This window comes from bacterium (assembly GCA_041649255.1).
GTDB lineage: Bacteria > Hydrothermota > UBA3073 > JACQXS01 > JAQTXJ01 > JAQTXJ01.
The window spans coordinates 42252-67581 of the sequence record JBAZNK010000001.1; the positions used below are offsets into that span (position 1 = coordinate 42252).

At 35.5% G+C, this 25330-nt stretch carries 26 protein-coding genes and 1 pseudogene; 19 read left to right on the plus strand and 8 right to left on the minus strand.

From position 1 onward, the window contains the following. Window positions 1-16: 16 nt before the first annotated feature. The 5 genes from WC614_00155 to WC614_00175 are packed head-to-tail and all read right to left on the minus strand — an operon-like array spanning window position 17 to window position 4348. Entirely contained in the window at window positions 17-1102 is a 1086-nt protein-coding gene (locus tag WC614_00155; GenBank protein MFA5031407.1) for a glycosyltransferase, read from the minus strand. Window positions 1103-1106: 4 nt separating this feature from the next. After that, window positions 1107-1820, minus strand: coding sequence for a class I SAM-dependent methyltransferase (locus tag WC614_00160; GenBank protein MFA5031408.1), 714 nt, complete (start codon window positions 1818-1820; stop codon window positions 1107-1109). A gap of 6 nt (window positions 1821-1826) precedes the next feature. Next, entirely contained in the window at window positions 1827-2189 is a 363-nt protein-coding gene (locus WC614_00165) for a hypothetical protein (protein ID MFA5031409.1), read from the minus strand. A gap of 9 nt (window positions 2190-2198) precedes the next feature. Beyond that, on the minus strand, window positions 2199-3479 hold the full coding sequence (locus WC614_00170) for a glycosyltransferase (protein ID MFA5031410.1): 1281 nt from the start codon (window positions 3477-3479) through the stop codon (window positions 2199-2201). 35 nt (window positions 3480-3514) lie between these two features. Beyond that, window positions 3515-4348, minus strand: a complete 834-nt coding sequence (locus WC614_00175; GenBank protein ID MFA5031411.1) for a hypothetical protein — start codon at window positions 4346-4348, stop codon at window positions 3515-3517. A gap of 277 nt (window positions 4349-4625) precedes the next feature. On the opposite strand from WC614_00175, the gene tsaE reads away from it, so the two are divergent. From tsaE to WC614_00270, 19 genes and pseudogenes are all read left to right on the plus strand, one after another. Then, window positions 4626-5045, plus strand: a complete 420-nt coding sequence (gene tsaE, locus WC614_00180) for a tRNA (adenosine(37)-N6)-threonylcarbamoyltransferase complex ATPase subunit type 1 TsaE (protein ID MFA5031412.1) — start codon at window positions 4626-4628, stop codon at window positions 5043-5045. A gap of 251 nt (window positions 5046-5296) precedes the next feature. Beyond that, on the plus strand, window positions 5297-6481 hold the full coding sequence (locus tag WC614_00185; GenBank protein ID MFA5031413.1) for a succinate--CoA ligase subunit beta: 1185 nt from the start codon (window positions 5297-5299) through the stop codon (window positions 6479-6481). Between the two features lie 552 nt (window positions 6482-7033). Beyond that, window positions 7034-8068, plus strand: a complete 1035-nt coding sequence (locus WC614_00190; protein MFA5031414.1) for a radical SAM protein — start codon at window positions 7034-7036, stop codon at window positions 8066-8068. A gap of 62 nt (window positions 8069-8130) precedes the next feature. Continuing rightward, window positions 8131-9081: a branched-chain amino acid ABC transporter permease gene (locus WC614_00195; GenBank protein ID MFA5031415.1), complete on the plus strand. Its 951-nt coding sequence runs from the start codon at window positions 8131-8133 to the stop codon at window positions 9079-9081. Beyond that, window positions 9081-10193 carry a branched-chain amino acid ABC transporter permease gene (locus WC614_00200; GenBank protein MFA5031416.1) on the plus strand — a complete coding sequence of 371 codons (1113 nt, stop codon included), beginning with the start codon at window positions 9081-9083 and terminating at the stop codon, window positions 10191-10193. The genes WC614_00195 and WC614_00200 overlap by 1 nt, the downstream gene beginning before the upstream one ends. 43 nt (window positions 10194-10236) lie before the next feature. Beyond that, window positions 10237-11001, plus strand: a complete 765-nt coding sequence (locus WC614_00205) for an ABC transporter ATP-binding protein (GenBank protein ID MFA5031417.1) — start codon at window positions 10237-10239, stop codon at window positions 10999-11001. Then, entirely contained in the window at window positions 10994-11698 is a 705-nt protein-coding gene (locus tag WC614_00210) for an ABC transporter ATP-binding protein (protein ID MFA5031418.1), read from the plus strand. The genes WC614_00205 and WC614_00210 overlap by 8 nt, the downstream gene beginning before the upstream one ends. 99 nt (window positions 11699-11797) lie before the next feature. Beyond that, the gene (locus tag WC614_00215; protein ID MFA5031419.1) at window positions 11798-12598 is read left to right on the plus strand and encodes a hypothetical protein; all 801 of its coding nucleotides are present in this window, start codon (window positions 11798-11800) and stop codon (window positions 12596-12598) included. Between the two features lie 6 nt (window positions 12599-12604). After that, window positions 12605-12880: a hypothetical protein gene (locus WC614_00220; protein ID MFA5031420.1), complete on the plus strand. Its 276-nt coding sequence runs from the start codon at window positions 12605-12607 to the stop codon at window positions 12878-12880. 1 nt (window position 12881) lies between these two features. Then, window positions 12882-13184 (plus strand): hypothetical protein, encoded by a 303-nt coding sequence (locus WC614_00225; protein ID MFA5031421.1) that lies wholly within the window; start codon window positions 12882-12884, stop codon window positions 13182-13184. Between the two features lie 243 nt (window positions 13185-13427). Further along, entirely contained in the window at window positions 13428-13853 is a 426-nt protein-coding gene (gene purE, locus WC614_00230; protein MFA5031422.1) for a 5-(carboxyamino)imidazole ribonucleotide mutase, read from the plus strand. A gap of 288 nt (window positions 13854-14141) precedes the next feature. Next, a complete protein-coding gene (gene murA / locus WC614_00235) occupies window positions 14142-15392 on the plus strand; it encodes a UDP-N-acetylglucosamine 1-carboxyvinyltransferase (GenBank protein ID MFA5031423.1) in 1251 nt (416 codons plus the stop codon). A gap of 86 nt (window positions 15393-15478) precedes the next feature. After that, window positions 15479-15685, plus strand: a complete 207-nt coding sequence (locus WC614_00240) for a DNA polymerase ligase N-terminal domain-containing protein (GenBank protein MFA5031424.1) — start codon at window positions 15479-15481, stop codon at window positions 15683-15685. A gap of 194 nt (window positions 15686-15879) precedes the next feature. Beyond that, window positions 15880-17094 carry an ATP-binding protein gene (locus WC614_00245; GenBank protein ID MFA5031425.1) on the plus strand — a complete coding sequence of 405 codons (1215 nt, stop codon included), beginning with the start codon at window positions 15880-15882 and terminating at the stop codon, window positions 17092-17094. Window positions 17095-17420: 326 nt separating this feature from the next. Continuing rightward, window positions 17421-17504 (plus strand): annotated as a pseudogene (locus WC614_00250) (UDP-N-acetylglucosamine 1-carboxyvinyltransferase). Between the two features lie 62 nt (window positions 17505-17566). Beyond that, window positions 17567-17836 (plus strand): 50S ribosomal protein L27, encoded by a 270-nt coding sequence (gene rpmA / locus WC614_00255; protein MFA5031426.1) that lies wholly within the window; start codon window positions 17567-17569, stop codon window positions 17834-17836. A 521-nt stretch (window positions 17837-18357) separates the two neighbouring features. Further along, window positions 18358-19473 carry a ribonuclease HII gene (gene rnhB, locus WC614_00260; protein MFA5031427.1) on the plus strand — a complete coding sequence of 372 codons (1116 nt, stop codon included), beginning with the start codon at window positions 18358-18360 and terminating at the stop codon, window positions 19471-19473. Between the two features lie 113 nt (window positions 19474-19586). Next, a complete protein-coding gene (locus WC614_00265; protein MFA5031428.1) occupies window positions 19587-20813 on the plus strand; it encodes an ATP-binding protein in 1227 nt (408 codons plus the stop codon). 3 nt (window positions 20814-20816) lie between these two features. Then, a complete protein-coding gene (locus WC614_00270) occupies window positions 20817-20969 on the plus strand; it encodes a hypothetical protein (GenBank protein ID MFA5031429.1) in 153 nt (50 codons plus the stop codon). Window positions 20970-21279: 310 nt separating this feature from the next. Here WC614_00270 and WC614_00275 read toward each other — a convergent pair whose 3' ends face one another. The 3 genes from WC614_00275 to WC614_00285 all read right to left on the minus strand — a co-directional run bounded on the left by WC614_00275 (window position 21280) and on the right by WC614_00285 (window position 25134). Further along, window positions 21280-22080: a hypothetical protein gene (locus WC614_00275; GenBank protein ID MFA5031430.1), complete on the minus strand. Its 801-nt coding sequence runs from the start codon at window positions 22078-22080 to the stop codon at window positions 21280-21282. A 456-nt stretch (window positions 22081-22536) separates the two neighbouring features. Then, window positions 22537-23241, minus strand: coding sequence for a hypothetical protein (locus tag WC614_00280; GenBank protein MFA5031431.1), 705 nt, complete (start codon window positions 23239-23241; stop codon window positions 22537-22539). A gap of 855 nt (window positions 23242-24096) precedes the next feature. Further along, complete coding sequence (locus WC614_00285; GenBank protein MFA5031432.1) at window positions 24097-25134, minus strand: Fic family protein; 1038 nt, start codon at window positions 25132-25134, stop codon at window positions 24097-24099. Window positions 25135-25330 lie beyond the last annotated feature (196 nt).

Consider the following 25330-nt stretch of genomic DNA (forward strand, 5'->3'; position numbering starts at 1 on the left):
CTCTCAAGCTTTCTTTTTATTCTATATATGTTTCTATGGAATTTCCCGAATTTTTTAATTCTTCAATATACTTTATAAGCTTATTTTTAGTATTTTCTAAACTAAATTCTTTTAGTCTATCATTTTGTTTTTCTACTATTTGCGAATATAATTTTTTATCCGTTAAAATTATATCTATAAGCTCCGCAATTTCTGCGTAATTTTTCTTATTTACCAGAACTCCTGCATTTCCAAGTGTATATGGGATTGCAGTTGAATTATATGCAATGATTGGCAAAGTAAAATACATCGCTTCCAGTAACGGGACACAAAAGCCTTCGTGTTCGCTCATACATATAAATATATCCGAAACGCCGTAAAAATTTACAAGTTCCTCAAAAGTTATTTGGCCTGTAAGGCAAACATTCTTATTAAGGTCTAATTCTTTTATTAACTTCTTTAGAAAATTTACATACCGGGGACAACTTTTACACTCCCCTACCAGAAATAAATTAGATTTTGGGTTAATTTTATGGTAATAATAAAAGGTTTTTATAATATCTTCATGTTTTTTGTTTGGCACTAATCTTCCCACAAATATAAGATTTTTAGTTGTCTTCGAAACAGCAGCTTTTGATGTTTTTTTATACTTATTAAAATCAATAAAAACAGGTAATATCTGTATATTCTTAAAACCAAAATTTTCAAGCTCTGTTTTAGTATATTCTGAAGTAGCAAAAGATGAATTCATTTCGGATATTAGAAATTTGGCATCTTTATTGCCGCCAATAGTATCCAATAAGGATTTTGGAGTTTCTTTAAGGAATTTAGGCGGGGTTACGCTATGATATCTTAATATTTTTTTGGCTTTTAGTTTAATTATAAAATCCGTCAAAATAGACCCTTCACCATATTGATAAATAACAATGTCGTTTTTTGAACGGTAATTATATTTAGAATAAAACCTGGCGCCACTATCTTTTTCAGGGTCTATTGTAAATATATCTGAAATATAACCGGCATTTCGTAATGTTTTTTGCGTTTCCAGTATATCGTTAAATACGGCGCCTTCTGCAAACTTAGGATAGAAACTAGATATAAACTGATCGACTCTTATTTCCATAACTTTATATTTTATCTGCTATTATAATTTTTGCAGTATTTACTTGCTTAAATTTTGCATAAGGGAGAAGGCGGAAAACTAATTTATTGATAATTCCCCCTTTAGGTTCCATAGAACTAATCATAAGCCGGGCAAAATCCACTGTAAGATGTGGCAATAAAGCTATGATTTTAAGACCGCATTTCTCAAAAAGTTTATTTATTTTTTCTTCCGTGTAATATCTTAAATGTGTTTTATCTATGTAATGGGCGTAAATAAGATAAAACTCCCTAAACCAATTATTGCAATCCATAGGAACGGTTACTATTATTCTATTTTTAGTTACTCTTGCCGCTTCAGTTAATGCCTTTTCGTCATCCGTATGTTCTAAAACATCAAATAATATAGAAGTGTCGAAACTATTCTCCCTAAAAGGTATTTGCATTATATTTCCACAAATAAATTTTCGTTGCCCTGAAGGTAAAAAATCTTTTACAAAATCCGCACCATAAGCAGTTTTACCCAAGGAGTTAAGATAAGAAGCGTATTGTCCTTTTCCACATCCTATATCTAATATCTTATCTCCTGTAACAAACTTTAATATCGCATTTATTTTCTCCTTATCAATTGTTCCAAAACCGGTTACTTTATTAATTTCATTGTAATAATCTTTGTAAAATTTTGCATTATACTTGCCTGTTTCAGGTATAGCAGATAGATTTGTTGATTCTATAGTCATTTTAATTTAAGAGACGATTTCCTTTACTGATTCTTCTATTTTTTTTATCGCATTTTCATTACGTATAATTCGTTTTTTTATAATATTCTTAAATAAACATTTTTTAATTTTTAAAAGAATTTTACGAATAAAATAAAACCTTGTTAATGGTTCTACGGAAAATAAAACCACCTGTGCTCTTTGCAATTTATTTTTTGCTTTATAAAGATTGTATAAAACATCCTCATCTTTTATTTCTAATGTTTTATACTCTTGTTTTAGAATTTCAAGAGGTATTTTCTCGTATTGTCCGGATTTCACTTTGTCTATTACCTTTCGCAAAAGTTCTTTTTCTTTCGTTTTATTGCCTTTAAATTCAAAAGTGTCCATTTGGTAGTATTATCGTGTCAATGTTTGTTTTAAGTAATCTTCTATTTTATTTATCATTTTTTCCGTTGTAAAACTTTCTTTAACAAATTTAGGGGCATTACTGCTTATTTTTTCATACATATTGTTATCATTAATCAGCAATTCTATTTTTTGGGCTAATTCGTTGGCATTATCGGGTTCAAAGGTTAAACAATTTTCTTCATTTTTCAAGATTTCACTACTGCCACCTGTAGTTGTGCTTATAACCGGTAACCCTGCCATCATTCCTTCAAGTAAAGTAAGACTAAACGGTTCATCCCATACGCTTGAAAATATTAGCGCATCGTAATCTTTATACATCTTTAATGTTTCTTCTCTTTTATATTTTCCTTTATATGTTACAGGTAATTTTTCCAAAGAAATTAAAGAAGTTATCTCCTTGAAGTAATTCAAATCTATTCCCCCTATTAGGTCCAGACTAACTTCAATTGTCTTTTTTGTCAATACGGATATTGCTTTAATAATTGTAAGAGTTCCTTTATTGGGTGTTATATTGCCGACATATAACAACTTAAATGGTTTTCTCCCGGAGACGGGTCCGCATATCTTATGAGGAATTAACTCTACAGGAATTCCACAATATATTACAGGTGAATTTTTAACGTTAAAACCGGATTTAATATACGATTCTTTAAGAAAATTGCTAGTAAAATAGCTAAAATTTAGGTTAAAAGAGTGTGATTGTATAGGCAAAATATATTTAGTTAATTTGTTCAGAAAGTTTTTAGTTATAAGGGCTTCAAATTTTAATTTTATAAATCTTGAGATTGCTAATTCAGGAGATTGTTTCCAGTATATCAACCAGTTGTCCATAATTCCTTCCCCGGAGAGCCAATAATCAGAGATATCGTAAACCGCAGGGATTTTATATTTTTCTATTGTTCTAAGCAAAGATTTGCTCAACCCTCCCATATTAAAAATGTAAATTAGGTCAGGACTAGTTTGTTTTATGGTGTCTCTTAAAATTTTATTATCTTTTAATTCCCTTATAATAGTATTCTTCAGGGAAACTTTTATTGGGTACTTATCCTGAAAATGCAGTTTTCTATGTACATTATTTTTTTCTACCGTATCCAATCCCTTTGGTTTGCCTGAGATGAAATAGTTACCGGTAAGAACTGTAACTTTAACGTGCCTGCCGGCAGTCAGGTGTTCGCGTTTTATTAGACTATCTAGAATATCTTTGCATCGTAGTTCGTATCCGCCTATGTAATATGGAGGATACAGGTTAGAAATAACAAGAATTTTCATAAAATAAAAGTATAGAACTTCTATCGCTCAATTTATCAACTTTTTTCAATAATTCCTACAAGCAAACCATTAGCGGCTGTAAATGGATACCAATTTTTCGTGTCACAAATATCTTCCCATTTTGCTTCTTTCCATTTATCTTCCCGGACACGTTTCAGGTAGTATTGCTTTGGAAACTTTATTTTACCTGCTTTTAATAACTTATCCATCTCAGGATTATAACCAATAGGTAGAGTAACTATCATTTTCCCTTTTGGAGCAAGGCAACTTGTCAGATTTTCAATAGCACGCAAAATTTTCGTAGGGTCCCTTGGTTTTTCATCCCAACCTATATGTTCTAAAGTTGAGATAGTGATTATAAAGTCATACTTATAAGCAGGCTTAAAATCCGCAGCATCCTGATTGATTATACCTTTCATCTTATCGTATTTATCCAAGATATCGTGTTTAACCGGAAAATAATAATAAAGCACATTTCCAACTTCAAGTATTTTTTTGTCTGAATATTTTTTCATCATTTCTAAAATTATTGGAATCTCAACAACTCTGTCGTTCCCCCAGGTGTATTTATGATAGAAATAAGTATAAGTATGCCCACCCATTTTGAAAGTTCCGGGTGATACAAGAAATTCATAATACCCTCTTATTAACAAATGAAGAATAAATTTTCTCCCCGTGCAAATAACATAGTAAATTCCTCTTTCTTTTGATTTTTCCACTAACATCATTTTATAATAGTCGTTTATTGTCCAAAGAAGAAGTTTTCCCATACAACTATAAGCAACAAAATAAGCTCCTTTTTCTTTTGATGTCTTTGAAATTTTATACAAGAGTTTATTTGTCCTTTTTAGAAACTTTTTGAGGTTCATTTGTAATAAATATTTTTATTTTATATTATAATTAATTTATAATGTTCTTCAATGCTATTTTAGAATTTAATGTTTGTTAGTCAAGTATTTTTATAGTTTGTATATTTTCCCTTTCACAGAAGCATTATATGTAATTATCTGCTATTCCTTAAAATTAGTCTTGACTTTTGTAAACATTAGTTTAAAAATCATTATGTTTTTCTATATACCAACAAATAAAAACAGGTAAAAGTTTTTACTTCTCTACTTAAAAATTATCGGAGAGGCACAAAATCATATGAAGGATATAATAATATCAAATAGCGCGGAAGAAACATTAGAATTCGGGGAAAAATTAGGCAAAAAACTAAAAAAGAATACGCTTATAGCTTTATACGGGGAATTCGGAGCAGGGAAAACGGTTTTTGTTAAAGGTATAGCTAAAGGACTTGATTGTAATATAGACGTAAACAGCCCGAGTTTTGTATTTATGAACGAATATCAATGCAAAATACCATTATATCATATAGATTTGTACAGAATAAACAAGTTAGAAGACGTACTTAGTCTCGGGTTAGATGAGTTGTTTGAAAGTCAGGGAGTTTGTGTGATTGAATGGGCGGAAAAAGCAACAAAATTATTGCCTGCCAAAAGGATAGATATAAAAATCAATATTTTAGACGATGGGAACAGAGAAATAGAAATTATCAACAGGTAGAATTATCCGCCGGAGAACAGATAAAAACGAAAGGAAACAGAAATATTCACAAAACGAAAAGTCGCAGAGAACGCAGAGAAAGAAAAGTTTTAGGGTAACAGATTAACAAGAAAACAAAGAACAGAGAATGGACAACAGAATTGGAACAACCTACCAAAAAGATTGGTAGGCAGGGAGTGGATTAACAACTTGGTATTAGTAAAAAAAGTATTAATTGACAATAAATATTTTATTATTACATTGGGAAAATTATGAGACTATATGAATACGAAGGAAAGATGTTGTTTAAAGAGTACAAGATTCCTGTACCCCGCAGTGTATTAATAGGGAACATTTCCGAACTTAGCGAACTCGATAAAGTTGTTTATCCCGTAGTATTAAAAGCTCAGATTTTTGTTGGCGGACGCGGGAAATCAGGAATTATTAAAATCGTTAATTCTTATTCCGAAGCCGTAGACGAGATAAAAGGGATGCTTGGAAAATCCGTTTCCGGATATGAAATAAAAAAGATTCTTGTAGAAGAGAAGATCCCAATATCTCACGAATTTTATATCTCGGCTACAATTGACAGGACTATCCATAAACTTCTACTCATTGTTTCAAAAGAAGGCGGTATGGATATAGAAGCTATCGCAAAAACTTCACCCAAAAGCATAATAAAACAATATGTTGATGTAGGCGTTCGTCCTGATGCATATCTTGGAAGGCAACTTGCAAGTAAAATGGGAATTACGGGTAACGGAGTAGTCGAAGCAGGCGCGATTATATCCAATATGTATAATTTGTTTCTTTCCTGTGAAGCAAAGCTTGTCGAGATAAATCCGCTTGTTATGACTTCAAACGGAAAATTCATTGCTCTTGATTCGAAGGTTGACATTGATGAAGACGCAATGTTCAGACATCCTATTCTAAAAAAGCTGGGAATAGAAGCTCGACATGAAGTTGGGGAATTGACTGCTTCCGAGCAAATTGCAAAATCTGCCGGAATACCTTACGTTGAGCTTGACGGAGATATCGGCGTATTCCCGGGTGGGGCAGGTTTCGGCATAGCTTCATTGGATTTGATAACAAAGTTTGGAGGAAAACCGGCTAATTTTATGGATTCCGGTGGTGCGCCCACACAGGAAAGGCTGCAACTTATGATAGGACTTTTAATAAACAATCCACGTGTAAAAGCTATTTTTGGAGCTCGTTTTGGAGGGATATCCCGTTGCGATGACTGGGCAAAAGCAGTTGTAAAATATGTTATCGAAAACAAGCCGAGCAAACCAATGATTATGCGTATGGCAGGAAATATGGAAGCAGAAGGCAGAGAGATTTTCAATGAAGCTTTCAAAGAACATCCCGATTTATTTAAGAAAATTAAAATTTATAAGTCGGATACCCCGATTGAAGAAGTAATTAAAGAAACAATAAAAGTAGCAAAGAGTCTCTAGTAAAGTTTTCCTGCAGAAAAGTCCGATCCGAAAATTAATAAAAAGCCACGAAAGAACAGAAATATTCACAAAACAAAAAGTCGCAGAGTTCGCAGAGAAGAAAAGTTTTTGGGTTAACAGAGAACGGAAAATCAAACCACAGAGTTCACAGAGAAGAAAAACGAAAAATAAACAGATAAGAGAAATGAGAACACAGAGAGGAAAAACGGAGGACACAGAGAACTGATAACAAAATGGAACCGCACGATTTCACCCTCCAAAAAGACCGGCGGGCAGGCACGATTAACACACGATTAGAAAAAGAATTAAAAAAACAGAAAAGGATAAACAGAATGGGATTTTCGCAGAGAAGAAGAACTACAAAAAAATAACCACGAAACAGGAAAGAAATATAGAAAGACACCCTTCGGCAAGCTCAGGGTAAACGAAAAACAGAGGACAGAAATAATGGAACCGCAGATAAACGCCAATTAACGCAGATAACAATAGTAAAACTTATTCTGAAAAAGTATTGACAGGATAAGAGTTATAGTTAAGAATAAAAACAATAAGATGAAAATAAATTATTTTTATTTCAAAGCTTTATTATACGGGTTATTGCACAAATACGAAGCTTCTCATTATAAAAAAGCATTACGCTTTTATCCTTACCGTATCGGCATTGAACTTACAAATAAATGCAATCTTGATTGCATACATTGTATAGAAAAAACAGGTTATGAAAAAGGAATGATGGGTTTTGATAAATTCAAAAAAGTATTTAACGAATTTCCGTATGCGTTGTCTGTAAGCTTAAATGGAGTTGGAGAACCATTACTCCATCCTCAATTTTTTGACATAATCAGATATATAAAACATACGCGTTCTTATGTTATAACAACCATATTCTCAAATGGCGTATTGATAAACGAATCTATGGCTCGCGACATCATAAAATCAGGGTTATCAAAAATCCATATAAGTCTTGACGCCACAAATTCTTCTTCTCATAAGAAGATACGGGGCACGGATAAGTTCGACAAAGTTTTAAATAACATAAAAACATTAGTCGAATTAAAACGTAAACTTCACAGCAAAACACCGCTTATTGGGATAAATTTCATACTTATGAAAGAGAATGAAGGGGAATTAATTGAATTCATAAAGCTTGCAAAAGAGCTTGGGGTAGACTATATTTGCGAAATAGATAGTTATCTTTTTAATTTTGGAGATTGGAAATTAAAGGGTGCAAAGCCCTTGTCTTTTCATAAAAAAGAATTGGAAGAAGGAAAACAGGAATTAAAAAAATCAGGAATCAAATGTATGTATTATCCCGAGTTATCTAAGACTTATGATTGGAACAAGCCTTTTATTTGTGATAGGTTTTGGAAAGAGATAAGGGTTACGTTTAATGGGAATGTTACGCCCGGGTGTTGCATACCTTTTGCCGAACAATACAGTTACGGGAATATATTAGAAAGCTCTTTTAAGCAGATATGGAACAGTGAAAAATTCATCAAGGATAGAGAATTGGCAAGGGAAGGGACTGCACCAATTTTAATTTGTAAAGAATGTATTGAGATGACGAAAAAGTATTTGACATTATAGAATTATTGGGTTAACTATCAGGATATAAATAGGAATAGTACGCCTCTCGTTTTATCTTTTAAATGCTAGCACAACAAATAATTAACGGGCTTACCGTTGGCAGCGTATATGCGTTAATCGCATTAGGCTACACAATGGTATATGGTATATTACAGCTTATAAATTTCGCGCATGGTGAAATTTATATGCTTGGCGCATATCTTGCTATAATATTTGTTGTTTCGATTAAGTTTTCTTTACCTATTGCAGGTTTACTCCCGCTTGTATTTCTATTTGCCATGTTTTTTACGGGATGTTATGGTTTTACGATAGAAAAATTTGCATATAAACCGCTGCGAAACGCTCCGCGTTTATCTGCATTAATAACTGCCGTTGGAGTATCCATATTTTTACAAAACTATGTAATGTTGACGCAAGGGGCTAAAGACAAAGTTTTTTCTCATTTGATTTCAGAACAAATAAATGTTTATTTTTCTAATTTCTTTTCTAAATTCATACCTTCGGACGGTTCAAGATTATACATATGTGGAGCCCAGATTTATTCTCTTCAGCTAGTAATAATTATCACTTCCATTTTACTGATGGTTTTATTAAATCTTTTTGTCACCCGTACTAAGATGGGAAAAGCCATGCGCGCAACTGCGCAGGACTTAAAGATGGCTCATCTTGTAGGCATAAAAGTAGACACCGTAATTTCCGTTACATTTATCATAGGTTCAATTCTTGGAGCGGCTGCCGGAGTAATGGTAGCAATGTATTATGGACGAGTATGGTATTATATCGGATATCTGGCAGGGGTAAAAGCGTTTACTGCGGCGGTATTAGGCGGGATTGGCAACATTTATGGCGCAATGTTTGGCGGGTTAATACTCGGGTTAACGGAAAGTCTTGCAGCGGGATTAATCCCCGGAGCATCTGAGTGGAAAGACGTTTTTGCGTTTATTATTTTGATTTTAATATTAATTTTCCGTCCACAGGGAATATTTGGAGAGAGAATAGGGGAAAAGTTTTAATGCTTAATTCATTATTCTGGACATTCTGGTTATGGGTTATTGCCTTGCCATTTGCGGGCCCCATAAAAAGCATATACATTGCATCCGTAGTTTTTATACTTTCATTTTTACGGTTCATTAAATTTCCTGCTACAGTTTCTTCTTTCAAGGACAACTGGGATGAATTTATAATAAAGGCTAATGAAAAAATCCCTTACGGGTATTTGATTGTTCGTATTTTATTTATTCTTTCGCTTATAGTTATTCCTATGTTTCTTGACAGGCGTGCCAACAATATTCTTGTTGACTGTGGAATATATGCATTGCTGGCTTTAGGATTAAACATCGCCGTTGGTTTTGCAGGATTGTTAGTTCTGGGATATATTGCATTTTATGCTATAGGCGCTTATACTTATGCTCTACTTTCCGTGCATTTCCATATTCCTTTTTTTGTATGCGTTCCTATATCAGCAGGTACGGCAATAATATTTGGAATATTACTTGGGCTTCCCGTTCTAAGGTTACGCGGAGATTATCTTGCAATTGTAACGCTTGGTTTTGGCGAAATAACGAGAATTGTTCTTAACAACTGGGATAATGTGACGAATGGGCCAAATGGAATTTTAGGAATAGCCCGCCCGAGCATTGGAAGTTTTGTATTTCACAGTCCAAAAAATTATTATTATTTAATTTTAGCTTTTTTGTTTGTTGCAGTATTTGTATTTAACAGGCTCAATAATTCCCGTCTTGGGAGAGCGTGGGTAGCGATAAAAGAAGATGAGCGGGCGGCAAAAGCGATGGGGATTAATTGTATGAGTTTGAAGTTGTTAGCTTTTGCGATTAGTGCGGCTTTTGCGGGAGTAGCAGGCGCATTTTTCGGAGCAAAAGCGACTCATGTATCACCGGAAAGCTTTACATTTTTTGAGTCTGCGCTTGTTTTGTGTATGGTTGTATTGGGCGGGATGGGAAGTATTCCCGGCGCAATTTTAGGTGCAAGTTGTTTAATTATTATTCCCGAGATTTTCAGGGATTATTTTGGCAATTCCCGTATGTTACTTTTTGGTATAGTAATGATTGCTATGATGAGATTCAAACCTGAGGGTTTATTGCCGTACAAAAGAAGGAACTTATGATTAGCCATTAGTCCCGCCTTGATGGGATTATCAGGAGTTTAGCGTGAAAATTTTAGAAACGAAGCAGGTTAGTAAACATTTTGGTGGAATAAAGGCAATTGAAAAGCTTGATATATGTATAAATAAAGGGGAGATTGCAGGCTTAATCGGACCTAATGGCGCAGGGAAAACTACTTTTTTTAATTGCATTTCGGGAGTATATCCGCTCACGCACGGAAAGATTTTATACAAAGAAAAATTGATTTCTAATCTCAGGGCAGATGAAATAGCCACTTTAGGTTTAGCAAGAACTTTTCAGGGAATACGATTATTTACATCTTTGACTGTTTTAGAAAATGTTATGGTAGGACGATATTCAAGAACAAAATGTGGACTTTGGGGAGCTTTGATTAAGCCTAAATGGGCAAGGGAAGAGGAGAACTCCGTAAAAGAAAAAGCCGGGACTTATCTTGAATTTGTCGGATTAAAAGATTACAGGAATGAGCTTGCAAAAAACCTGCCATATGGGTGTCAACGTAAATTAGAGATTGCCCGCGCGATAGCAAGTGAGCCTGAATTATTGTTATTGGATGAGCCTGCGGCCGGAATGAACCCTTCAGAAGTTAAAGAGCTGGTATGTTTAATAAAAAAAATTCGTGATATGGGCGTAACAGTATTAATAATTGAACATCATATGCGTATGATAATGGAAATATGTGAAAAAATCATTGCTCTCAATTATGGAGTAAAAATATCGGAAGGTACTCCTTTAGAGGTATCAAACGACCAAAAGGTCATTGAAGCGTATTTAGGAAGGGAAAATGCTTAAATTAGAATCCGTATCGGTTTATTATGACAAGCGGGAAGTTTTAAAATCTTTATCTTTTCAAGTAAGACCCGGGGAGATAGTTACGCTTATAGGCGCGAATGGAGCAGGTAAAACCACGACATTAATGACAATAAGCGGGTTGGTAAAGCTTCGCAGCGGTAAAATAATATTCAATAATAAAGACATAAGCAATATGTCTGACTATAAGATAGTGCAGCAAGGGATTGTGCATGTTCCTGAAGGAAGACATATTTTTCCACAACTTACAGTATTGGAAAACTTACAGATGGGAGCATTTTTAAGAAGGGATAAAAAACAAATAAAACAGGACATGGATTACGCTTTTTCTTTATTCCCGATACTTGCTGAAAGGAAAAGTCAACAGGGAGGGACTCTTTCGGGTGGGGAACAGCAGATGTTAGCTATTGCCAGAGGATTAATGGCATCCCCAAAGCTTTTATTGCTTGACGAGCCTTCTTTGGGGCTAGCGCCAAAAGTTGTAGACATTATATTTGATGTAATTTTAAAAATACATGCCGAGGGAACAACAATTTTATTGGTCGAGCAGAATGCTCAAAGAGCATTATCTATTGCAAATTATGGATATGTTATAGAGGTTGGAAAGATATCCTTAACGGATTCAGGAACAAACCTACTAGAAAACCCACAAGTTAAAGAAGCATACTTAGGAAGTTAACCTTTTTATCTTTTTTCTTATAAAATTATCATATTTCCTTGACAAAAAGCTCTTTATATTCTAAACGTAAGATGAGGGGGACCGTAAGTATAAAAGCATATGGAAATCAGCGCGGTAAATAGTAGTAACACCTCCGGTAACAATTTTGTCATATCCCAACAGATAGAAAAAGAGCTTACTTCTTTAAAACAAGCAATAAACAGGAGTAGTAATTCTTCCAAATATATGGCTTTAGTAAACGATATTGAACGTCTTTACGCCCAGGGCAATGTTTTTGCAGCTAAACGGAAATTAACAGAAGTTGAAAATATGGCCCAAAAAGAAGGGATTATAGATTCTAATACTCCTGGTGGAAGTCAACAAAATACATTACAAAATACTGTAACTCCCAATATTCCACAACCTATTGGTCCAACCATCGGTATATCCGGGCAGGATACACTTTCTAACGAAACACAAAAAACATCTAATACATTACAGAATACTATAACGCCCAAAATTCCACAACCTATTATTCCAACTGCTAATATCCCCGGTCAGCAAACATCAGACGATAACACACAAAAAACACCTTATGGGGACGAGGATATCCTTACTCGAGGCAAGACAAGAACCTATCAAGACGCAAGTGGTGATATAGGAGCAAGTTTTAAGCATCCTACCCCGTTAAATGACATGCAGGCAAAGATTGAGGTTCCCGCACATGAGAGCGGGCATGTAATGCGGGCAGTTGGAAATGCACTGGTACACAAAAGAAAAATTAATTATGCTTATTACATGGCCAACTGGCAGGTAGATTATACTTCAAACAAATTTTTTATTGCAGGTGGTGTAGCGAAAATACAGACGGATGGACCTGCTTTTAATCTTAAGGATTTCGCTTTAGATTTAGTTGCTTAAAAAAAAATGAACATAGACAAAATAAAACATTTTTCGGAACAGGTAACTCTACCTTCCGAGAAAGAGAGAATTGGGAAACGGGTAGTCCCTTCTGAAACAGATAAGTCTAATGAAAATGAAGATTCGAGTTCAATAAAAAAAATAACTTTTGCATCCGAAGAAATAGAAAGCGAAAAAATCAAACAAATAAAAGAAAAAATCAAACAAGGATATTATAATAGAGATGACGTAAAAAAAGAAGCCATTGAAAATTTTTTGAACTTTTTAGATATAAGGGGGTAAAATGAATGCTGTTAATGGAGTAAGACCTATTACTTATCATGCATATTCGACAGAGGAAGCTATGAAGCAGCCTGAAACAAAAACTCAAACTACAAGAACGGAAGAAACCTCAGAAGCAAACGTTGTAAAAACAAATAATCCTGTAGATTTTGGAAAAACTATTACCAATATTGCAAAGCAGGAAAAAACTCCTTTTGAGTTAAATAGAATAGCATCGTCTGAAGCAGACAAAAATAACATGGAGCAAAGCGTTAAACCTGTTATGTATAAGGGGCTTGGAAGTGTAGTGGACGTAAACGCATAAAACTAAACTAATCTTAAATAGCTTGTTTAGTTTGGTTTTTTAAAATTTTAGTTATAGTTTATTCTACAATTGCAATAATTCCACTTTTTAAGTATTTCCTACGGAGCTATATAATTCCGCCTTCGGACTAGTGATTTTGCGTCCAGAGGCTTCTTATGAAATGGTTACGTTATTATCCCTATTCCATAAACAACAAATAAAATAAAGTTGACTTTATATTAATATACTCTATATATAATTATTATGGCTGATAAAAAATTAAATCCGGTAGTAAGTATAGCAATAGGCAGTCAGTCCGATGAATCCTGGCTTGAAGACTGCAAAAAAGTTCTGGATGAGAATAAGGTTTCTTACGAAGTAATAATTACTTCCGCACATAGAACTCCTGATAAAACAAGAGAATACGCAATGGGGCTTAAGAAAAAGGGAGTTAAAGTTGTGATTGCAATGTGCGGGTATTCCTGTGCTTTACCCGGAGTTATCGCTTCGTATACGGATTTGCCTGTAATTGGGGTACCATTGCCAACTTCTCCATTAAAAGGCGTGGACTCATTGTTATCAATAGTTGAGATGCCGGGGGGAGTTCCGGTAGCGGCAATGGGGATAGGGAAAGCCGGGTCGAAGAATGCGGCCGTATTTGCGTGTAAGATGTTGAAACACGGTAAGTAGAGAAATTCACCGCAGAGACGTCCCGCCAAAGCGGGATAAACTCCGCACGCAGAGAACTGATAACAAAATGGAACCGCAGATGAACGCGAATGAACGCGGATGAACAGAAAATTAGAGAGTTAAAAAAACAGAAAATAAATAACCACGAAACAGGAAAGAAATATAGAAAGACACGAAAAACAGGTAACAGAAAGAATTTAACAGGGATTTGAAGAGATAAAGAAAAGAACAGAAAATTAGAGGGTTTTAAAAACAGAAACAGATAATGGATAAGTTAGACCATAAACTATGCAGAAATTTATAATTGAGGGTGGCACACCGCTTAGGGGTGAAGTTACAATATCAGGTTCAAAGAATGCCGCATTGCCAATAATTGCCGCTACAACGCTAATTAACGGAATAACCACACTTCATAATGTTCCTCTACTTGGAGATATAAGGACGATGTTGAAAATACTTGAGAATGTAAATATTAAAACAAAGATTTCTTCTAATACTTTAACGATAGATGCGAGCGCAGTAAACAATAATTTTATCCCTTATGAGCTTGTTTCCACGATGCGGGCGAGTTTTCTCATGGCAGGAGCGTTGCTTGGCAGGTTGAAAGAAGTTAAAATCGCTCACCCGGGTGGATGTGCAATCGGCGCAAGACCTGTTGGAGAGCATTTACATGGATTTAAAGCTTTGGGTGTAGAAATAAAAGAAGAACACGGTTATATAAATGCAACTTGTAAGTCAAGTCCGTCAAGCGGGACAAAAGTAACATTTAATGAAAGGTCTGTTACTGCTACTGAGAATATAATATTAGCATCCGTTTTTGCCGAAGGGGAAGTTTCCATAATAAACGGGGCATTTGAGCCGCATATTATAGATTTGATAAATTTCCTCAATGCTGCAGGCGCAAAAATTCATACTAAAGACGGTATTATTTTTGTTCAAGGCGTAAAAGATTTACATCCTATTGAATACACAATAACGCCCGATTATATTGAAGCGGGGACATTTATGATATGCGCCGGAATTACTGCGGGAGATGTTTTTCTGAGAAATGCTTGTTGGGAAGATTCTACTCCGGAAATATCAAAATTGCAGGAAATAGGCGTTGAAATAACAAAAGAAAAAAATGGGATAAGGGCAAAAGGGAAATATCCATTCAAAAGTTCTTTAATAAAAACGGCTCCATATCCGGGATTTCCGACAGATTTACAATCCCAGATAACTTCATTGCTTACGCTTGCGCAGGGGGCGTCTATAGTCATAGAGACTATGTATGAAAAGAGATTCAATCATATACCCGAATTGATTCGTATGGGCGCGCAGATAGAAATAAAAGACAGGAGCGCCATAATAAACGGAGTAAAAGAATTATCGGGGACAAAAGTTATGGCTTCGGACATACGAGGTGGCGCGGCACTTGTTATTGCGGGGCTAGCGGCAAAAGATACAACGGAAGTATTAAGAGTTTATCATATAGACAGGGGTTACGAAAAGATAGAATCCAAATTACAGGGATTAGGCGCAAAAATAAAAAGAGTTTAAAGAAGAGAAAGGCGAAAAGAATCCCCCTTAATTCCTCAGTATTTTCATTAAAAATTCAATTGTTATATTTGTTAGGATTTTTAAGATTGACAAAGATAGATTTTGAGGGAGAAATTCCGGAAGGGTATGGTGCAGGGACAGTGAAAATCTGGGATAAAGGAGAATATGAGCTTTTGAATAGGGATGACAAAAAAATAGAAATTTGCTTGAAAGGCAATAAATTAAAAGGATATTATACGCTGATTAAATTTAAGGATAATTGGTTACTCTTCAAATATAATACACCTTCCTAAAATTCGGAAGAGGAATTAGGTAGATTGTAAAATCAAAAGTTAGACAAGAAGTCCTTCTCGCAGTTAGTTGATGGAAAGGTGGAATAGTTTTCTCTTGGCGAACCGATAAGGAGTAGTTACCATTTACCTACCTCAGTCATCAAAAGAACAATTTTCCCTTGACAATGTCAAAAGATAACATATCGTGTTAAAGTATGACAAAGTATAAGCCAAGAGAAGTGACAAGGGAATTGCTTAAGGCATTAAAAAATATGCCTGTGGTTGTGCTTTCCGGGATGAGACAAACGGGAAAAAGCACTTTACTTCTTAATCAACCTCAATTACGCGGCAGGAAATATTTCAACTTTGATGATTTCAATACCCTTGAATTTGCAAAAAGTAACCCTGAGAATTTGCTAACAGGAAAAGAGCCTATAACTATTGATGAGGCGCAAAAATATCCCGAGATACTCAATGTTATCAAACAAGAAGTTGATAGAAACCGCAAACCCGGGCGTTTCCTTTTAAGCGGGTCGGCAAATTTTCTTCTTCTGAAAAACATTGCAGATAGTTTGGCAGGCAGGGCTGTCTATCTAACATTGCCACCTTTTACGCACCGGGAAATTCAAGGCACTAAAACATTGCCCGGTATAGTAGAATTTATAAATAAAAAAACTTTTCCAAATCGGGATGAAAAACCTGTGAGCTGGAAAGAGATTCTGACGGGAGGGATGCCGTCTGTTTGCCTTGGTGAAGTAAAAGACCCTGATATATGGTTTCGTGGATACGAGCAAACTTATTTGGAAAGAGATATTCGCAATTTAAGTCAAGTTGCGGATTTAGGATCCTTCCGTTACCTTTTAAGACTTGTTGCTCTCAGAAATACGCAAATTTTAAAGCAGAGTGAATTAGCCCGTGATGCTAAATTAAATGTAATGACAGTTTCCAGATATCTTTCATTAATGGAAGCGTCTTTTATTTTACGTCGCATTCCACCTTATCTTGGTAACCACACCAGCCGACTAATTAAGTCTCCCAAAATATATTTATCCGATACGGGATTAGCTTCTTATCTTACCGGGATAAGAGCATCAGGAACAAATGAATATTTTCGTGGTGCCCTTATGGAAAACTATGTTGCTCAAAATCTTGAAGGAATATTATCTGCCTATTGCCCTGAAGCAAAGATTTTCTATTGGAATATACAGGGTAGGTATGAGGTAGATTTTATTGTTGAAATTGAGAACGAAACCATTGCTATTGAGGTTAAGAGCAGCAGTCGTTGGCATGAACAGGATTTAATCGGAATAAAAGCATATTTACATAGCAGTAAAAAATGTCGTGCCGGCATTTTGGCTTACAATGGAACACAGATAATAAAATTGGAAGATAAAATATGGGTATTACCAATTAATTTGCTTTTGAACTGATTAACTGAGTAGCAGGTAGAGCTTTCCATCTTCCCGATTTTCCCCTTGAGAGACAGAACAAAGAGTAACTAATGGTAACTATAGGTGTCCCTTAATATTGCAGAAAAAATTTGACAAAAAAGACAATGAACTATAATAAAAAAGCTAAGGTCTTATGAAGAATAAAATTATTTTTTTAGTAGGGATAATTGTAATTCCTGTTCTTATATACGCAAATGAATTCCCTATTTGCGTAAAGGATGGGATCCAAGGGATAACAAAAGTAGTTTGGGGAGATTCATCTTTTCTGGTATGTTGGGTTGATTATTATGGAGGAGTTCAACAAGATAGTAGTGATTCATATGGACAGGGGTTACGAAAAGATAGAATCCAAATTACAGGGATTAGGCGCAAAAATAAAAAGAGTTTAATGTTGACAGATTTGAAAAGATAGATTATACAACAAAGATTGAAATAGGGAGGTGCAAAACACATGGCACATAAAAAAGGACTTGGAGCATCAAGAAATGGTAGAGACAGCAATCCTCAGTTTCTTGGAGTAAAAAAATATAGCGGAGAATTTGTAACAGGTGGAACAATAATCGTAAAACAAAGAGGCACACCAGTACACCCGGGAACTAACACGGGAAGAAGCGGTGACGATTCCATATTCGCTAAAATAGACGGGAAAGTGCAATTCAGAAAAGGTAAAGCAGGAAGAAAGTTCGTGAGCGTTATCCCGCAGGAAGTTAAAACTGCCTGATTTTTCACCGCAGAGTCGCAGAGGACGCAGAGAATAGAAAGAACGCATATCAGAATATCAGCAAATCAGTGGGAAGAATATCAGGGTATCAGGAAACAGAAATATTCACAAAACGACAGATAGTAACCACGAGATTTCACACGATAAACACACGATTATTACAACAAAAAACAGATATTAGCCACCCCGCCAGGGCGGGGTAAACTCCTAACAGGGATTTCCACGGAAAACGGAAAACAGAAATATTCACAGAACAAAAAGACGCAGAGGACGCAGAGAACAAAAAAATAAAACAATAAAACAACAGAGAATGGAAGAAAGATAGAAAACCGAGAGAGCGCAGAGAAAAGAAAAGTTTTTGGGTTAAAAAATAACAGAGAACAGATAATAAAATGGAACCACACGATTACACACGATTAACACACGATTTGAACAGACAAAAAATAGAAAATAAATGAACAAAAAACGATTTCTACAAGATTAACAGAGAGAAGGGAAAGAGGTTTAATAGGATTGATAGTATGAAAAGGATATTGGGGATTGATGAAGCGGGACGCGGGCCGGTTATAGGACCGCTTGTCGTTTGCGGGGTATTATGTGATGAATCCAAATTGAAAGAATTAAAAAAACTCGGCGTAAAAGACTCCAAAATGCTTACTCCGTCACAACGCAACGCTTTTGTTCCACTTATCAAAGAAATTGCTATTGCCTATGAAACAATACAAATATTGCCGGATGCCATTGAACAAACTAATTTGACCATTCTTGAGATGGATGCCAGTGTTGAAATAATCAATAAATTTTGCCCGGATAAAGTAATTATCGATACTCCTGTTTCGCCTTCTGCGATAGCTAATTATTCCAAAAAAATAAAAAGTCTTTTGACTATTCCTGAACCCGAATTAATTATCATACCAAAAGCCGACCAGAAATATCCCGTAGTAAGCGCGGCGTCTATTATTGCAAAGGTAAACAGAGACAACGAGATAGAGGAATTACATAAAAAATATGGAGATTTTGGGTCGGGGTATCCTAATGACCCCAAGACTCACGAATTTATAAAAAACTGGAATAAATGCCCGGAAATAGTACGAAAAAACTGGTCGACATGCGAATCGATTCTTGTTGAGCCCGGTAAAATTATGGTTATAAGTGAAAATAATTTGCACAGTTACGAATTCTGCAAATCGCTTATCAATACGGGGTTTATAAATGGATTAAGAACAGGGATTTTGAATCTTGATACTGCACACCCTTGCATAGGGACTGAAAACAGCATAGGTTTTGGGATAGTTGAAAAAATGATAAGGAAATTAGAAAAAATAACGCCAATATTAATGACGCCTTTTATATCGGAAGGAAATATACTTAACGGGATAAAAGACATACACAGCAAATTACCGTTAGACGTAAAATTTGTTGTAATTCATTGTCCTTATAATACGAATCATAATCATATGTTAAAACAGATAGGCTTGATAAGTCCTGATAAAATTGTGCTTCTGGAAGGGGAAGATGGGAAAATGGATGGGTTGGCCGGGTTGTTGGGGGAGTATAGTGTTTATAGATTTAGGGGTTTACGGGGAGTAAGCAACAGCAAAGATGAATCCTTACCTTACGTCCAAACAAAAAAGTAAACAACAAGCACACGGATTTACCTTGAGTTTAATGCGAGAACAGATAACAAATTACTCAATGCATTGAGTAATTTGTTGACATTTTACAGTTAGGCATTATTTATAAAACCATTATGAAAGAATATATCAGAAAAACTCTATTTGAAGTGTTAAGTTCGAGATTAAAGGGAGGGCCCAGGTTACTACAAGTGGTAATTGGCCCAAGGCAGGTAGGGAAAACAACATTAGTTTTACAATTATATGACCGCTGGACTGGTCCAAAACTTTACAAGTCAGCTGATTTGCCCAATATGCCTACTGTAGATTGGATTATTGCAAACTGGGAAGATTGTAGGGCTTTGTGTAAAAAGAATAAAGGGGAAGCACTTTTAGTGATGGATGAGATTCAAAAAATTCCTCGCTGGAGTGAAGTGGTGAAAAAATTGTTTGATGAGGACAAAAGATTAAAAACACGAATGCGTGTTGTATTGTTAGGATCATCTTCCTTGTTGATGCAAAAAGGATTAACAGAGAGTCTTGCAGGGCGATTTGAAATTCATAGACATAATCATTGGTCTTTTCCGGAATGTAAGGAATGTTTTAATCTCAAATTTGAAGAATATCTTTATTTTGGTGGGTATCCCGGAGCAATACCTTTGCGCAAGGATGAAATAAGATGGGCAAGATATATCAGAGATTCGTTAATAGAAACCGTATTATCTAAAGATGTTATCCTAATGTCGTCTATAACAAAGCCGGCATTACTGCGACAAGTTTTCGGACTATGTATTGAACATCCTGCAGAAATTATGAGTTATCAGAAAATGATGGGACAACTTCAGGATGCAGGCAATACCACTACAATAGCTTTCTATCTTAAATTACTGGCTAATGCTTTTCTGATCGTTCCCCTGGAAAGATACAGTGGAAACAAAATTAGACAGAGAGGGTCAATACCTAAAATAGTAGTATTAGACAATGCTTTAATTTCTGCTATATCCGGGAAAGGATTTAAACTTACCGTAAAAGATAAAATATTTTGGGGAAGAATGGTTGAAAATGCGGTAGGGAGTAAGCTTTATTCTATGACTCAAGAAGCCGGGGGACAGCTTTTTTACTGGAGAGAAAGAAATGACGAAGTAGACTATGTGATACAAATCGGGCAACGATTAATTGCTATAGAAGTAAAATCAGGGGCATCTTCAGGAACTCCTGCTTTGCATATATTTGCCATGAGATATAAAAAAGCAGAGAAAATAGTTATTTTAGAGTCAGAAATTAAGGGTACAGAGAAAAACATAAAATACATAACCCTTGAAGATTTTTTTAGTAACCCCTATAAAAGTATTGGTATTTTATAAGAAATGGAGTGGGAAAAGATTGGAACCACGAGATTTCACACCTGCCTGCCGGCAGGCAGGGATTTTCACGAGAAAAAACAGAGGACAGAAGAATTTAACAGGGACTGTAAGAGACTTAAAGAGACAACAGAATACAAAAAGATAATATACGATTAATACGAGATTAGCACAGAGAAAAGAAAAGAAAGAAAAGTTTTTGGGTAACAGATTAACAAAAAACAGAGAACAGAGAAGAGTTAGCCACAGAAATTCACAGATTAACACGGAAAACAGAAAACAGAAACAGAAAAGTTATAGAGTTAAAGAATAACAGAGAACGGATTGGAACCACACGATTACACACGATTAACACACGATTAGAAAAAGAATTATTAGCCGAACAAAAAGAGTTTCTAAGCGAGAGTACTACCTGAAATGTCGGAATAAGTGGTAGCATTACCTTTCGCTTCGCTACAGATAATCATCTCTAATTCCCCCCTTGGTGGGAAAAGAGCTGAACCCCTGAAATATCTGAGTAACTACTGCCATTAGAGAAGAAGAGGAAGGTGGAGAGGAATTTGGGGTTCAAACCTTCGTTTATCAACATTGACGCTTCGCCTTTGTTTCGAACAGATTTGCCGTAAAAGATTTTAATTTCATAGTTCACCTTCGTATTGCGGGTGGGTATTTGAGAACGAAAAATTGTGTAGGCGTTCGTGAATATTTCCGGCGGGACATCGGGTTGACAGGTATACAAACAATTCGAGGTTAGGGCATCTTTGTCTACGGGGACGCAATAGATTGCGATTATATGGGCAATATCGTCCGGGGCGCCGTTTTTCCAAACGCCGGTGTGCCATTCGAGATGAAGCCTATTTGAATCGTAAGTAAGATTTTCTATTTGCATTTTAGGTTCGGATAACCTGCCGCCATAGACGAGACGCATTTCCGAAAGATTTATCCAGTTATCTTTGGAGAGGGGTTGTTTTTTATCGGGTAAGGACTGGAAAAGGTATCCCATATTTTGATAAAGGAATTGGCTGGTTTCCACGCTGTTTTTATTGTAAGTTTTCCAATATTTGTAAAATTCCGGTTTTAACAGGCCGTATATTTTCATTACTAATGCCAGAATTTTGCTTGTATTTTGGAATCCTATGGGTTTTTCTTCGAGCAGCTGGGAATAATTTTGTCTCAGGCGGACAAACTGTTTTCCTCTACTGACGAAAAAGGTTAAATTGCCTATGGGACCGATAATGGTGCCATAAGGTGAACCGTAACATATTGCCATTTTTGTACCCCCTTAAATCATATCAAAAATTAAAAATCAAAAATCAAATATACAGATAAAAAATCAAATATCAGAAATACATATATTAGCCACTAAAGCACTAAGACACAAAAACAGATGAAACGGAGATGTTCACAAAACGAAAAGCCGCAGAGTTCGCAGAGAGTACAAAAGACAGAAAGAGCAGAGAATAAACAAAAAGTCTAACGCCGAGAGAGCGCAGAGGAAGAAGTTTTTGGGTTAAAAAATAACAGAGAACGGAAAACAAATTACCACGAAAAAGGAAAGAAATATAGAAAGACACGAAAAACAGAGAACGGAAGAATTTAACAGGGACTGTAAGAGACTTGAAGAGATAAAACAGAACAGAAAGGGATAGGGTTGAAAACAACGGAAAACAGAATACAAAAAATTTGCCACGGATTTTCACGGATAACAAATGGATTAATGTTTTATTCATTGGGGGATTGGGACACGGACGGATGGGGAGAAGTTTTTATCTTGTTTGTAATAAATGAAGACCAAGGAATCGGGTGTGGGGATGGGAATGGGGATAGTTTTATTGAAAGAGCGATCGGGCCCTCCTATCCGGTAATCCAATAAATACTCTGAGCGGCGGGCAAGCTCATCCTTTGGATTGTAATGATTAATTTGAAGGGTTTGAGGGTTAATTGTAAGGATACCGAGTTCGTAGTCGGGCAGGGAATTTTTTGTTTTGATTTCGAGGGTATTGTCTTTTTTGAGGATATCGTTATGAATTTCCGGCGTGGGTAAGTTACCGATTGTGAGCAATATATTTTCGAGACCGGAAGGGATTCGTTTAAGGTTTACGCTAATAAACATATGATAACCGGACATATATTTTTCTTCATCTGCGATAAGAGTCCAGGACGGGCGAATAATTGTTTTCAGTATTTGTTTGGCGACAGTGGAGAGAGTGGAGAAAGCTTTAGCATTAGTTTTGAGGAGCGGGCATATCGGGGTATGGTTGTAGTATTTTTCGGGGAAATAGGGTCGGATTTCGGTTTTGTTGTTTTTAATAGAGAAGGAAACGCCTTTAGCGTCGGGCGGCATATCGTAGTTAAACATTTGTTTAGCCTGTTCAGGGGAGATTCCTTTGATAGTGCCCCTGAATTGCATAGGCCAGTTTTGTAAAAGCATCTTTGTTACCTCCTTTAGTTAAAAAAGTTAAGTAAGGTAAGTAAGTTGAGTGGGTGAGTAAGTAACGGAAAACAGAAATATTCACCGCAGAGACGCAGAGTTCGCAGAGAACAAAAAAATAAAACAGCAGAGAATGGAAGAAAGATAGAAAACCGAGAGGGCGCAGAGAAAGGAAAACAGAGAAGAGAAGATTTAAGACGCTGCTTCATAAGTTATTTAACTTCGAGCAAAAAAATGCCTCCTACATAGTTTTGCTTTGGTCCAGCTGAGATTCGTATAACTACGAATAGCATATCAGAGAATCAGAATATCAGTTGGCAGGACACCAGAGTATCAGGATATCAGAAACAAAAAAAACTCATACAAATGTGCCGTAAAGGGCGGAGCGTAAGGCGCTCTATTTGAGTGGAGTAATGTCCACTTAATACGATTAGATGCAGGAAAACCTAAAAAGGATTCAAAAAAGTTGAAAAAAATATAAAAATTGTAAGAACTGTAACAGGTAGTAACTTATAGTAACTAGTTGCAACGGAAAACAGAAAGAGTTTTGGACGCAGATTTTCGCAGATTTTTGGGATAAAAAAGAAAAGTTGAGAGTGAAGAGTCCAGAGTTGAGAGTTTAAAAAACGGATAACAGAAAAACAAACAACGGATCCATTTTAACAGGGACTTGAACCCCGCTTTGCGGGATAACTTGGACTAATGCTTCTGCGACGCAAAGTCCAAGTAAGAGATTGAAAGAGACAACAGAAAGATTCAGAAAAGGATAAAAGGGAAAATTAGGAATTAAGGAATGAATTGCCGGAATTTCCTCTTACAAAATCGCCAACCTAATCGCCAACCTAATCGCCAACTCTATATGAGTGTATAATATAATGCTCTGCCTTTGTTTTGACTTTTGATGACTTCCAGTTTTATGAGTTTTTTAATTTCTTTTAGCGCTCCTTCATCTGAGAGTTTAAACATTTCTCTTACATCTTTGTTGGTTATTTTTCCAGTTAGATTGATATGTTCTACGATTTGCATTTGTCTTTCAGTAAGAGCGATTTGGCCTTTTTCTGTTTTTCTCAATCTTTCGCTACTCAGTTTTATTACTCTTTCCTTAACGGCATTAATGCTTACATTAACACCTTCAGCAAAATATTCAAGCCAGTTTGTTAAATCCAGAGTTTTCGGGTCAACATTTTGCAGGGTTTTATAATAAGAAGGTCTATCAGAATCATAATAATCATCAAGGCAGAAGAACTGTTTTATATCAAAATCACGGAGGAAGAGAATCAAACTTGCCAGGACTCTTGCTGTTCTACCATTTCCATCAATAAAGGGATGGATTCTAACAAACTCGTAATGAGTTATTCCTGCTTCAATTACCGGATCAAGTTCTTGTGCCTGTGTAGAATTTATCCAATTTAGGAGGTTTCGTATTAATTCCGGCACATCTTCATTCAGAGGAGGTTTAAATATTATTTCTTTTGTTAATCTATTAGCAACAACGACATATCTTTTCCGGTATGTGCCACAGTCAGATGGATTTTCCAGAGTATTTTTCGTAAGCATTTTATGGATATTCAAGATATTTCGTTCTGTAATTTTATCATTTTCGGCTAATTTTTCGAGGTTTTCAAGGGTATGTAAGTAATTTAATACTTCCTGTTTATCTTTTCTTAAAGCCATTATTTCTCTTCCGAGAGCGAGTTCGCTGACCTGTTCCAAAGACAATCTATTTCCTTCAATACTTGTAGAAGAGTGGGCGCTCTGGATAATAGCCTGTTTTCGGATGCTGATTTCCCATTTAGGAATAAGAGGGGAATTAAGAACGACTTCCCTTGCCGTAGAAATTTTTGTCAGGAGATTAACTATTTTATGAGTATATTGAAACTTAGGATTGAACATTCTTTGTATGATAATAGTTATTTGCAGATTTGTCTATTCTTTTTTAAAATACTTTTCGGGAGAAGGGCGGAGCGAAGGCGCTCTATTTGAGTGGAGAAATGTCCACTTAATACGATTAGATGCAGAAAAACCTAAAAAGGATTCAAAAAAATAAAAAAAGTTTATTTTTTTTGTTTTTTCTTGTGTCATTCTGACA